This is a genomic window from Pseudomonas sp. MF6394 (genome assembly GCF_002018845.1).
Lineage (GTDB): Bacteria > Pseudomonadota > Gammaproteobacteria > Pseudomonadales > Pseudomonadaceae > Aquipseudomonas > Aquipseudomonas lactis.
Map to the genome: position 1 here is coordinate 1 of NZ_MVOJ01000029.1, position 12213 is coordinate 12213.

Here is a 12213-nt window from a genome sequence, read left to right on the forward strand (position 1 = left end):
TACCATTTTAGCATCATCAGGTTGCAATGGTTTCGCATGTCTTCTACGTCTGGACAAGCATAGTAACTGGTCAGAACACGCCCAGAGCGGCACGTCATATTTTCTTCAAATACCTCCACTCATTGCGGTGATCGGCATGCTGGAACTGGCCCTGAAAAAATCCGAGCAGGGTGTGCTCGATCGTTTCGCGATCGAAGTTGCGTCGGGGGCTGCTCACGGTCTGCTCGACCTGATCGGCGACATTCTCGACATCTCCCGGATCGAGTCCGGCAAGCTGTCGTTGACCCCTGGTCGGGCCAATCTCAGCGAGTTGGTCAGGTCAGTGGCGCGGATCTTCGAAGGTTTGGCGCAGCAAAAACACCTGAAGCTGGAGCTGGTGCTGGATGACCGCGCAGATTGTGATGTGTCGATTGATCCGCTGCGCTTCAAGCAAGTCATTTCCAACCTGCTCAGTAACGCGATCAAGTTCACCACTGAGGGCGAGGTTCGCCTGCTGGTCGAAGTGCTGGCGGATACACCGGGCGAACCATTGTCGGTCCGCGTGCGGGTGGAGGACAGCGGCCAGGGCATCTCTGACGAAGATCAGCAACGTCTGTTCTCACCCTTCACCCAGGCCAGCAACAATAATCAGTCGGGTCGCAGTGGCTCGGGCCTGGGGCTGGTTATCAGCCGCACACTCTGCGAAATGATGGGGGGCCAGCTGCACTTGAACAGTGTGCTGGGAGAGGGCACACAGGTTGAAGTGTTGCTGCAAGTGCCCGTACTCGAGCCAGCGCCGATTGAAGAGGGCGACACGCTTGAGTCAAGCCAGCGGCGCCTGAAGATATTGGTGGTCGACGACTACCCGGCCAATCGTCTGCTGCTGTCCAAGCAGTTGAGCTACCTGGGCCATGAAATGGCGGAGGCCCAGGACGGTGCTCATGGGTTGCGTGCCTGGCGCAAGCAGCGTTTCGATGTCGTCATCACCGACTGCAACATGCCCATCCTGGACGGCTACGCGTTGTCTCGTGCCATTCGCGCCGGCGAAGCGGAGCAAGGGTTGGAGCGCTGCCTGATCATCGGTTTTACCGCCAACGCGCAACCGGATGAAAAGGCCCGTTGCCTGGAGGCGGGGATGGACGACTGCCTGTTCAAACCGATCAGCCTGGAGTCGCTGAAGAAACGCCTGGACAGCTTCGAGGGCGGCGACGTGGAGTTGCCGGCAGAGCAGCAAGCACCTTCACAGTCTGACGACATCGACTTTTCCTCCCTGGACAAACTGGTACGCGGCGATCACGCGGCGCTGCGCGAGTTGCTCAATGATCTGGCCATCAGCAATGAGCAGGATATGGCCCGGTTATCGGAGGAGGGGGCTGGGCAGGACTGGCAAGGGCTGTCGAACCTGGCGCATAAGATCAAAGGCGGAGCACGTATCGTCAAAGCAAGAAAGCTGATCGCCGCGTGTGAGCAAGTCGAAGCTGTGTGTGAAGCGAAGGACAATGAGCAGGTGCTGGCTCAGGCGGTTGCCGGGTTAGAACTGGAGATGTCCAAGTTAGCACTATCTTTGAAACAGTACTCATTAAACGCGTGAGGGCTGTCCGGCAGCAGCCGAAAGGCACAGTCTCCAGACCTTACATGGGGAAGATTGGGTTTGTAGGAAAATCCCTACACGGTCTTGGGCAGCTGTCACTGTTTCGACTACGGCCACCTATTTATCCTAGTTGCAGGTGAACGGGTATAAGGTAAAGCACGATCAACCTTGACCTCAATAACCTTTTCTTTGGATGCAAGTTTATTTATAGGTGGTATTGATGAGCTTTTCTAGAAAATTGCTGTTGGGTTCATTGTTGGCGGTCAGTGCTAATAGTGCGTTTGCTGTGGACACGGCTGAGTTGCGTGTCATCGGTACTATTGCACCCACGGCATGTACTCCAAACTTTGCAGGTGGTGGTGTTATCGACTATGGCGTCATCCCTACTGCATCGCTTAGTCCTACTGTTGCAACGCCTCTTCAAGTTCGCACCATGTCGTATACCATCACCTGCGATGCGCCTATCGCTATTGGTACGTCCTGGCAGGATAGTCGGGTCAGCAGCGCAGTCGGTGGTGGGCCTACTGGTTTTGGCCTTGGCCTTCAAGGTACCGCCAGCATTGGGCGTTACACCCTTGCCCAGCGACCTGGCAGCGGTGCCACTGGTGACGGAGCGCCTGTAGACCTCATCTCCCGGAATGGCACTGCTCCATGGATCGCGGTCGTAGCGGGGGGGCAGAATAATGCTGGTGCCGTTGTTCAGGCATATGCTGCGCCTGGCACGTTGATTCCAGCAGCCTACTCAATTTACACGGGGACCTTTGAAGTGGCCCCTAGTATCTCCCCCACAAGCACTCTGGATATGAGCAACTCTATTACTCTGGATGGCTTGGCTACCATGACCGTTCGCTACTTGTAACTGTCAGGGATCGCTATTGCGCACGTTCATCGTGCGCAATATTTAAAGTGGGTTGTTTTTTATGTGTGTTTTGCATGCAGGGCGTAGCTTTGCCTGTTTTTTTTGAAGTTTGTATGTTGGATTTGTTTTTTTTTTTTTGATTTTAATGAGTGGAGTGTTCGATATGAATATTTTAAATAAATTAATCTTGCTGGCGCTTTCTATTCTGTTGATGGCTTTTCTTAGTCCGACGTCCCAGGCCGCCGGTATGCTCCCAGAGACTTCCGTGGTGTTGGTTAATGTCGCTGAAGGTGAAGGCACCATGAATGTGACCAATACCGATAACCAAGCGGCACTGTTGTACACCTCACTGGAAAATGTGCCGGAGGATAAAGAAAGCCTTTTGGTGGTGAGCCCACCAGTTGCGCGGGTTGAGGCCGGTGAAAAGCAACTGGTGCGGTTTATCGTTCAATCGCAACGCCCTATCACCACCCAGCGGCTTAAGCGGGTAACGTTTGAGGGCATCCCGCAAAAAGACCCCAACGCTCAAGCGAAAATTGGTGTGACGGTGCGCCAGGATCTGCCGGTGCTGATCAGCCCGGCCGATTTGCCGGCCAAGACCGATCCCTGGACCTTGCTGGAGTGGAGCCTCACTGGCCGTGATCTGACGGTGAAGAATGACAGCCGGTACGTAGTGCGGCTTAACCAGGCGTTCAACGTCATGCCGGCCAACCTCACGCTGGAGCTGCCTGCCAGCTACATCCTGCCGGGCAAGACTCATCACTTCGAGCTGCCTGCAGGCACCACCTTGGGGGCTGATGCCTCGGTGCGCCTCTATCCGGTCACCCTCTACGGCTTCGCCACCCAGCCTTTTGACGCCCCACTGAAGAAGCACTGATCCCGTCCCAACTCTCCAAGTGGTGTGCCCATGATTGCTCAACCAACGATGGTGTATTCCCCTCCAGGGAATACGCGCGAACTCCCTTTGCCGATGCCAGCCTGGCGGGTCAAGTCGTTGCTGGCGATGATCGCCGGCCTGATCGCCTGTGACATGCAGATGGTCAACGCCGCCTCGCCTGTCGCAACCCGCGGCACGGCACTCCAGGATGCGCCGGCCCTGGCGTCCTTTGATCTGGACATGCTGAAAAGCCGCAGCCTCGATCCGAAGGTGGCGGAGTACTTCAGCCAGGCACCCCGGTTTTCCGAGGGGCGCCGCCGGGTGGGTTTGCAGGTCAACGGCAGCAATCGCGGCAGCGTTGAAGCGCAGTTCGATGCGCAGGGCTCTTTGTGTTTCGACCGGGCGCTGCTGGACCAGGCCAACCTGCGGGTTCCCGCGGACAAGTTTCGGTTGAACAATGATCAAGCGTCGACGGATGGCTGCTACGACTTTGCCGCAGCCTACCCACAGACCGAAGTGCAACTGCGCCCGAACCGCGAAGAAGTCGCCTTGCTGGTCAGCGGGGATGCCCTTCGCCCGGCCAGCGAAGACCTGGGCATTTATCAAGGCGGCGGTAGCGCCGGGCTGTTCAACTATGAAGTGCTGGGGCAGAACAACCAGTTCTCAGGTGGGCAGAGCAGCTATTACGCGACCAATACCGAACTGGGTTTCAACGCCGGTGACTGGATCGTGCGCAGCCGTCAGGCGTACTCGATGCAGAACGAAGTCAGCCGCTTCCAGTCGCTCTATACCTATGCGCAAAAAACCTTCGTGCCGCTTAAATCCACACTGCAGGCGGGGCAGATCAACATCCGCAACTCGGTGTTCCAGGGCGCGGCAATCACCGGTGTGCAGGTTATCCCCGAGGCAGCATTGCAAGGGCGCGGGCTGGGTGGTGCGACTGTCGAGGGCATTGCCCAGAGTGCGGCGCGGGTAGAGGTGCGCCAGGCCGGTGCGCTGATTCATACCAGCCTGGTACCTGCGGGCCCGTTCAAACTGCCGAATGTCCAGCTGTTGAACGGTCGTACAGACCTGGACGTGCGAGTGATCGAAGCGGACGGCTCCCAGCGCAGCTTTACTATTGCCGCAGCGTCGCTGGCCCAGGTTGCGCTCAGCGAGCCAGGCTATTCAGTGGCTGCCGGTAAGGTGCGTACCTTCGATGCCCGAGACATGCAATCGCCGATGGTTGTCACGGGCTCGGGTGGCTGGCTGTTGAATCAGAGCAATAAAGTGTCCACGGGGCTGATGCTCAGCGACAACGACTACCGTGCCGCGGCCTGGACCCTGGATTCGAGCCTGACCCCCACTACTTCGTTGAATGTGCAGAACACGTTTGCCAACGCTGGTCAGGAAGGCAAGAGCGGCGCCCAGGCGAGTATCTCGCTGAACACCAGCCTGACTCCGAGGATCAGTGCGGGCGTCAATGCCACCCGGCAGACTGCGGGTTATCGCGATCTGCTCGACACTGCGCGTAAACACACCCCAGGTTATCTCGAAGGGCTTACCCGTGAGCAGTACGGTATGTCCTTGGGCTGGAACGATGATGTCCTGGGGGGATTGACCGCCAGTTACTCCACCGGCACCACGTTCGACGGGCAAAACACCCGGCACCTGAATGCGTCCTGGACGAAGACCTTCAAGCAGGCGACGGTCAGCCTGAACGTCGAGCGCTCTCTGGGTGGCAATCGTGAGGAGGCGCTTTTCGGCGGGCGGCGCTCTTCCAGCGACGACGGCAATGCCATGTACCTGACCGTCAGTGTGCCCCTGGGTGGCAAGCGCAATGTGCGGGCGTACGCTAACAAACGCGATGGCAGTACCCGTTTTGGTACCACCTACGATGACAATAGCAATGATTTTGCGACCTATCGTCTGAGCGCGGAGCGTGATACCGAACGCAAACAACAGGACTTCTCCGGCAACGTCAACCTGAAGCCACGTTATGCACAGGTCAACCTGGGTTACGCGCGCAATGGTGCCGACAGCACCAGCTATAGCGGCCAATTGCGTGGCGGCATGGCGTTGCATGAAAACGGCGTGACGCTGTCGCCCTACGCGTTGACCGATACCTTCGGCGTGGTCAAGGTCGGCGATGTTGGCGGCGTCAAATTGACCACGCCAAGTGGCCCAGTATGGACCGACCCGTGGGGCAATGCAGTGATCCCGCAACTCAATGCCTACCAGAACACCCGGGTGGAAATCGAGACCAAGAGTCTGCCGCGCAACGTTGATATCCAGAACGGTTTCAAGTCGGTTTCGGCCGGCCGTGGTTCGGTACAGAAGCTCGACTTTTCGGTGGTCAAATCACGTCGGGCCTTGTTGCGGGTGGTCGATGTCAGCGGCAAACCGATGGGCAAAGGCCTGGCCGTGTTCGATGCCAAGGGCCATTTCGTCACCACGGTGGTGGATGACGGCCAGGTGTTCTTGACCAACGGGCAGTTGAGTGAGGCCCTGAACATTCACACCACCGATAGCACGTCCTGCGCGCTTGAGTTCAGCCTTGCGCAAGAGCCGGATCTGAACGTCTATTTTGAAACAGCCAACGCCACGTGCGCGGCCGGCTGATGGTCGACCCCGTGTCGGGGCGAGGAACGCTTATGAAAACGTCTATGTTGGGCCTTAAAGCACTCTCTCTCGGTGTACTGCTGATGGGGGGCGCGGCAATGAGCGGGCAGGCTTTGGCCGATGACTGCAAGATCAACCTGAGCCAGTCGCAGATGGATTTCGGGCAGGTCATAGCGCCCAACGCCAATGCTGCCTTGAATGCCGGCAACCAGCACAACCTGGGCAATCGGGTCATCAGCCTCAACGCCAGTTGCCCACAGCCCTCGAAGTTGCTGTTGGTGCTGCACGGCGAGCAGCTTGGAGCGAACTTCAAGTTCGCCAAGCAGGGGCAGACTCGCGTGGCCTTGAGCAACGCCTTGCTCGATGGGCGCAGCGTTGACCTGGCCCAGGTCAAGTCGCTTGGTGCGGTGGCCGGTGCCTACAGCTCGGTAGTCAACGTGGTGCCGGGGGACATGATCATTCCGGTGAGCGGTGGTGTGCCGGCGACGGGTTCGGTGTTATCGGTGCAGGTGGACGTCCAGCCGATAGTGCCGGTCGCCGAATTGCGTACCCGCGACGCCAAGACCCTGGAGGCCAATCTTTCCTTTCAGGTAAGGACCTACTGAGCGGAGTACAGACCGCTCGGTTTCACGGCGAATAAGCACCAGGAACTGATGCGGTGGTTTCAAGCGTGAGGAACAGCCTTCGGGGCTAATCCTTGTTTCTAAGAAGAAGGGCAAAAGTCTGAACGAGCGTTGCAATCCAAGTATTGCGATGCGGGTTCGTGCGAGCTTAAAAAAATAAGGGATGTGTTTTATGCCTGCTAAACCGAAGTATCGCCTGGTCTGTGTTGTAGGGGGCGTGGCGCTGGAAGTCATGGGCATGGGGAGCGCGCATGCCATAGCCGCGCCTGGCCTGGTACTGGATGGCGCGACCATCACCGTGAGCGGGAACAACTTGCCCGGTGTGCGTGATGGCGGGAATGATTTCCCGATCAACATCCGTGACAGCGTCATTACCGCCAATGGGCAGTTCAGCCATGGGGTGCTGCTGACGGGTACCCACAGCTCTGTGCAGGCCAGTGATTCACGGGTATCGACCCTGGGTGAGGCGAGCCATGGTTTTAGTTTTGCCGGCGTGAATCAGACGGGCATGTTGGACCAAACGCAGGTGAGCACGGTGGGCGAGAGCGCCTTTGCCTTGAACCTGAGGCAGGGCGCACAGGTGCAGGTTATCGGCGTGAGCCTGGAGACGCAGGGGCGGTTCTCCTCGGCCGCTGATTTGGCGGGTGCCAGCCTGCTCAGTGCCAGCAGCAGTCGTTTCCAGACCTCTGGCGACAATGCTCACGGGCTGTATCTGCTGGGTGCCGACGCCGGTCAACGGGCGCGGGCTAATCTCACCGACAGTGACATCCTCACCACGGGCGACAACGCTATCGGGGTCAACGTCAATCGCAACGCCATCGCGCCCCTGGATGACACTCGAATTTCTACCCGCGGCGCGAACGCCTTTGGCGTCTGGGTGCCGGATGCAGACAGTCAACTGCTGGCAAACAACCTCAGCATCGACACCCAGGGTGATGGCGCCATCGGCGTCTTTACCCAGTTGGGCGGCAAAGCCAGCATCGACGGTGGCAGCGTGCACACCCAGGGCAACCAGGCCTATGGCCTGTATGCTGGCAACGTGTCGTCCATGGAGGCGCGCCATTTGTCGTTACAGGTCGGGGCCAACAGTGTCGGAGCTTTTGCCAGCGATCGTTCACTCATCACTCTTGAGAACATCGACCTGAGCAGCGACCAGACGGCAATCGGCCTGGCGGCCTATTCCGGCTCGACCATCGAGGCTGCCGATTCGTCGATCACCCTCAGTGGCAATGGCGCGCGGGCGGCCCAGGCCAACAACGGTGGGACCTTGCGCCTCGACAGCCTGAACATCCAGGCCGCAGGATCCGACAGCATGGGCCTGCAATCGCTGGCCAGTGCTGGCGTCAGTAATACATTCGAGGTGAACAACACCCAGCTTGACGTCGCCAATGGCCGCGCCATCAGCGTCCAGGGCGGCAGTGCGCAGATCGATCTAAGTGGCTCGACGCTGAGCGCGGACACTCTGTTGGCGGTGGATCAACGTACCCTCGCCGATGGTCGCGTGATCGACAGTGAAGATGTACTGGTCAAGGCCAGCCAATCGAGCCTGAGCGGCACCGTCCAGGCCAACGCGCACAACGCACAATTGCTGCTGGAGGAGGGATCCCACCTGTCTGGCACGGCCCATGGTTTGAATGTGCTGACAGTCAATCAAAGCACCTGGGACATGACGGGCAGTTCGCAGATCGGGCAGTTGAACCTTGATCGAGGGTCGGTGCGTTTCAGCAATCCTTCGCGCAGTGTGTTGGCCATTGATGGCAACCTCACCGGTAGCGGCACCTTCATGATGAGCACCGACCTTGCCAGCGAGCAGGGCGACCTGATTACGGTTGGCGGTTCGATCGAAGGCGCCCACACCCTGGTGGTGGAAGACTCCGGCCATGAACCGGCGGCGGCCAACGGTAAGCTGATGCTGGTGGATGGCAATGGTGGCGCGGGGGGCTTCAACCTGTATGGCGAGCATGTGGACGCCGGCGCCTTCCGCTACACCCTTGAGCAGCAGGCGGACGACTGGTACCTGGTCAACACCGCAGGTGTCACGCCCGTTGATCCTCCGGTTGACCCCGTTGATCCCCCAGTGAATCCGGTCAGTCCGATTGATCCCCCCGTCACTCCATTGAACCCGGCGCCAGCGCATCTCTCTGCGGGTGCCAACGCTGCGATTGCCTCGCAGACCGCTGCTGCCACCTTGTGGAATGCTCAGATGAACACCCTGGTCAAACGCTTGGGTGAGCTGCGTCTGGGCAAGGACGAAGGCGGTGTCTGGACCCGGGCCATCGGCAGTCGCTACAACGTTGCCGAGCACTCCAGTCGGGCCTTCAGCCAGAACAACAGCGGGATCGAGATCGGCGCGGACAAGGCGATCGGCCTGGCCAGTGGCAAGGTATATGTCGGCGGCATGTTCGGTACCGCCAAGTCCGAGCTGAACTTTGGCGAGGGCGCATCCGGGCAGATCGACAGCCGGATGCTGGGGGCCTATGCCACCTACCTGAACGACAATGGCGTGTACGTCGACAGCGTTATCAAGTACAGCCGTTTCGACAATGACCTCAAGCTGCCAACCAACCTGGGCAACGCGGTCAAAGGGTCTTACAGCGCTAACGGTTATGGCATGGATGTGGAGGTAGGCAAGCACATCAAGCTCAAGGATGGCTGGTTCGTCGAGCCGCAGGTTGAACTCAGTGCCACCCGCACCACGGGCGCGCGTTACACCGCTAGCAACGGCTTGCGGGTCGAATCGGCGGCTGTGGATTCACTGCAAAGCCGCGTCGGCTCGTTGTTCGGTCGCAACTTGGCGCTGAGCAATGGCATGCAGGCCCAACCTTATGCCAAGGCGTCCTTCATCGCCGAACATGCCGGTGACAGCCATGTACAGGTCAATGGCTACAAGCTCAAGTCCGAGTTGCCGGGCAATAGGGTCGAGTTGGGTTTTGGCGCAATCGTGCAAGTCAGCGAGCGCAGCAAGCTCTCCCTCGATACGGAGTTCGCCAAGGGCAATGACGTTGAACAGCCATGGGGCGTGACACTTGGCTATCGCTATACCTGGTAATTTCTGACTTCCCTCCTTTGCCCAGCGTTTGCTGGGTTTTTTTTGCCCGGCATTTTTAGTTCCGCTCCTTTTTCCATGAGCCAGCCCTTGGGAAATTTCATACAAAAACTAAGGCATCTGTACCGGTTGTTTACCGGGTCGCTGAAGCAAGATGAGTGACAGTACTTCTCATGGGGGTCCACATGACCGTTTCTCCGTTGCGCGTCATCGTTCTTGAAGATCATTCGTTCCAGCGTGCCATTGCTGTCAGCATGTTGCAGCAATTGGGCTGCACAGAGGTGTTTCAGGCGGCGGACGGGGCAGAGGCTCTGACGGTGTTGGCGAGGGTTGGTCCGGTGGATATCGCATTGTGTGACCTGCGCATGGAGGGCATGGACGGCCTTGAGTTTTTACAGGCGGTCGGCCATGCAGGGCTGGTGGGTTCGGTGATCATCAGCAGTTCGCTGTCCGAGCAATTGCGTCGCACCGTGCGGCAGATCATTTCCCTGTTGGACTTGGAGTTGCTTGGCGATATCGGCAAACCACTGCACTACGAAACCCTGGAGCGCTTGCTAAAAAAGCAGCGCAGTCTGCCGCGTACTGGAGCACCGCCAGAGCCACAGGAGGTCTTGCCGGATGAGGCCCAGGTTCGGCAGGCGTTGGTGGCGCACGAGCTGTGTGGTTTTTTTCAACCGAAATTCATCCTGGAAACCGGAGAAATCACGGGCGTCGAAGTGCTGGCGCGCTGGCGCCACGCGTCCGGAAAAACCTTGCCCCCCACTAGCTTTTTGCCAGTCCTGGAGCGTTGCGGCTTGCTTGATGAGTTGCTGTGCCAGCAATTGCACGAGGGACTTGCACTGCAACGGCAATTGCGGGGGCAGGGGCATGACCTTGATTTCGCCTTCAATCTTCACGCTGTGCAGTTGGCCAATAGCAGTTTTGCGTCGCATATCGGCACGTTGCTCAGTGAGTACGACGCGCGGGGTTCGAGCCTGACCTTCGAGTTGACCGAGAGCGGCTTGCTGCAAGCGCCGCAAACCAGTCTGGAGTGTCTGTTTCGCTTACAGATGATGGGGTGCCGATTGTCGATCGACGATTTCGGTACCGGTTTTTCTTCACTTCAACGTTTGTTCCAACTGCCTTTCAATGAGATCAAGCTGGACGCCGGGTTTATCCAGGCATTGGCGCAAGAGCCGCGTTGCCACGCAGTGATCAGCAGCACTCTGGCGCTGGGGGAGTCGCTGGGGATGACAGTGGTGGCGGAGGGCATCGAAACCGACGAGCAGCACCAATATCTACTGAACATGGGCTGCACCCAAGGGCAGGGTTACTGGTTTGCCAAGCCCATGAGTGGTGGCGACCTGCTGCGCTGGTTTCAGGGCGAGCAACAGCGGAGCCAGCGCGCATGACCAACAAAGCCCTGCGCATCCTGATCGCCGATGCTCGTCACGAGCAATGGCTGCACATCGAGAAATTGCTCAATCGCCTTGGCTATCACCGTATCGCGCCGATCGCCAGCTTCGACGAACTGGAGTTGCTCACCAGCGACCCGCAGCAACCGTTCGATCTGTTGATCGTCAGCAAGGCCTTGGTCGTGCCGGATGGTACGGATATCCAACAGTTCTGCAGCGTCCGTTCGCACATTCGTCATGTGCTGTTCTATGACAGCCCGGCACCGTCGTTGGAGCTGACTTGGCGCAGTCCTCAGCAGCTGGTCCGGTTGAGCCTCGCCGAGATACCGCAAGCCGACTCGTTGAGCAGGCTGATGAATTTCATTGATCCAGACATGAACTGCGCGATGACCCAGGGCTACGGCAGGGACTATCCGGTGGCCGACGACGCAACAGCGCAATCACACAGGCATTGAGTACGTCACTCAGCTCAAGCGTGATGCTTTCCATTTAAACCGTAAGAGAAAAAATAATGCATATGTTCAAGAGCGTTCCCTTATTGCTGCTTGCCAGTTCGACCCTCTACATGTCACACGCTGTTGCCGCCCCGGCCGACGAGGAGGGCTACTACGGGGTGGTCCGTGTGATCAGCGCTGAACGCAAAGCCCGCAACATGGATTCCAGTGCCCGTCCCGGTATTGGTTCGTTCGTGTCCGGTGACGACAGTCAGAAGGACATGACGGGGTCTGTGGGCGTGGGTTACCGATTCGGCAATGGCTGGCGTGTGGAGGGCGAGTTGACCCTGCCGCAACGGGATAAATTCACCAGTGGCTCGACCACCTTCCCAACCAGTCTCAATGAGCACCATATTGACTCCAAGCGTGTGATGCTCAATGCCTATCGCGACTGGCGTATCAGCGAGAAGGTATCGATTTATGGTTCGGCCGGCCTGGGTCTGGCTCGCCTTGAGTCGAAGGGCTGGCAGGGCAACGAGTCGCGCCAGTATGGCGCCTCCACCCAAACCAATCTGGCGTGGTCGGTCGGCGCAGGCGTCGCCTACGACGTAACGGATCGCCTGGCCTTGGACCTGGGCTATCGCTACGTTGACATGGGCGATACCGAAAGTGGCTGGAACAACTTCCCGAATGCCCGTGGACTGCAGGATGAAAAGATGAAGGCTCACCTGGTCTCAAGCGAGTTCTCGCTGGGTATGCGTTGGTTTTTCTAAGGTGTTGCAGCTAGGCACGGGGCTGCGCAATTACCT

Annotated in this window: 9 protein-coding genes; all 9 read left to right on the plus strand. The window is 58.5% G+C overall.

Annotation, left to right across the window (positions count from 1 at the left end):
* Nucleotides 1-136: 136 nt before the first annotated feature.
* The 9 genes from MF6394_RS24465 (at nucleotide 137) to MF6394_RS24505 (ending at nucleotide 12177) form a co-directional block, all read left to right on the plus strand.
* The gene (locus tag MF6394_RS24465) at nucleotides 137-1570 is read left to right on the plus strand and encodes an ATP-binding protein (protein WP_078467725.1); all 1434 of its coding nucleotides are present in this window, start codon (nucleotides 137-139) and stop codon (nucleotides 1568-1570) included.
* A 220-nt stretch (nucleotides 1571-1790) separates the two neighbouring features.
* A complete protein-coding gene (locus MF6394_RS35250; RefSeq protein WP_078467726.1) occupies nucleotides 1791-2429 on the plus strand; it encodes a DUF1120 domain-containing protein in 639 nt (212 codons plus the stop codon).
* 163 nt (nucleotides 2430-2592) lie between these two features.
* On the plus strand, nucleotides 2593-3306 hold the full coding sequence (locus MF6394_RS24475; protein WP_238597312.1) for a fimbria/pilus chaperone family protein: 714 nt from the start codon (nucleotides 2593-2595) through the stop codon (nucleotides 3304-3306).
* Nucleotides 3307-3336: 30 nt separating this feature from the next.
* Nucleotides 3337-5907: a fimbrial biogenesis usher protein gene (locus tag MF6394_RS24480; protein WP_078467727.1), complete on the plus strand. Its 2571-nt coding sequence runs from the start codon at nucleotides 3337-3339 to the stop codon at nucleotides 5905-5907.
* A gap of 32 nt (nucleotides 5908-5939) precedes the next feature.
* Nucleotides 5940-6512, plus strand: coding sequence for a hypothetical protein (locus MF6394_RS24485; protein ID WP_153046036.1), 573 nt, complete (start codon nucleotides 5940-5942; stop codon nucleotides 6510-6512).
* Nucleotides 6513-6702: 190 nt separating this feature from the next.
* On the plus strand, nucleotides 6703-9579 hold the full coding sequence (locus MF6394_RS24490) for an autotransporter outer membrane beta-barrel domain-containing protein (protein ID WP_161952180.1): 2877 nt from the start codon (nucleotides 6703-6705) through the stop codon (nucleotides 9577-9579).
* A gap of 182 nt (nucleotides 9580-9761) precedes the next feature.
* Entirely contained in the window at nucleotides 9762-10967 is a 1206-nt protein-coding gene (locus MF6394_RS24495; protein WP_078467730.1) for an EAL domain-containing response regulator, read from the plus strand.
* Nucleotides 10964-11425, plus strand: coding sequence for a hypothetical protein (locus tag MF6394_RS24500; protein WP_003190409.1), 462 nt, complete (start codon nucleotides 10964-10966; stop codon nucleotides 11423-11425). The genes MF6394_RS24495 and MF6394_RS24500 overlap by 4 nt, the downstream gene beginning before the upstream one ends.
* A 56-nt stretch (nucleotides 11426-11481) precedes the next feature.
* Entirely contained in the window at nucleotides 11482-12177 is a 696-nt protein-coding gene (locus MF6394_RS24505) for an outer membrane protein (protein WP_078467731.1), read from the plus strand.
* Nucleotides 12178-12213: the final 36 nt, after the last annotated feature.

Excerpts from the sequence above, each read along its gene's own strand:
- MF6394_RS24465 (WP_078467725.1), top strand. The coding sequence starts at position 137 with ATGCTGGAACTGGCCCTGAAAAAATCCGAGCAGGGTGTGCTCGATCGT.
- MF6394_RS35250 (WP_078467726.1), top strand. The coding sequence starts at position 1,791 with ATGAGCTTTTCTAGAAAATTGCTGTTGGGTTCATTGTTGGCGGTCAGT.
- MF6394_RS24475 (WP_238597312.1), top strand. The coding sequence starts at position 2,593 with ATGAATATTTTAAATAAATTAATCTTGCTGGCGCTTTCTATTCTGTTG.
- MF6394_RS24480 (WP_078467727.1), top strand. The coding sequence starts at position 3,337 with ATGATTGCTCAACCAACGATGGTGTATTCCCCTCCAGGGAATACGCGC.
- MF6394_RS24485 (WP_153046036.1), top strand. The coding sequence starts at position 5,940 with ATGAAAACGTCTATGTTGGGCCTTAAAGCACTCTCTCTCGGTGTACTG.
- MF6394_RS24490 (WP_161952180.1), top strand. The coding sequence starts at position 6,703 with ATGCCTGCTAAACCGAAGTATCGCCTGGTCTGTGTTGTAGGGGGCGTG.
- MF6394_RS24495 (WP_078467730.1), top strand. The coding sequence starts at position 9,762 with ATGACCGTTTCTCCGTTGCGCGTCATCGTTCTTGAAGATCATTCGTTC.
- MF6394_RS24500 (WP_003190409.1), top strand. The coding sequence starts at position 10,964 with ATGACCAACAAAGCCCTGCGCATCCTGATCGCCGATGCTCGTCACGAG.
- MF6394_RS24505 (WP_078467731.1), top strand. The coding sequence starts at position 11,482 with ATGCATATGTTCAAGAGCGTTCCCTTATTGCTGCTTGCCAGTTCGACC.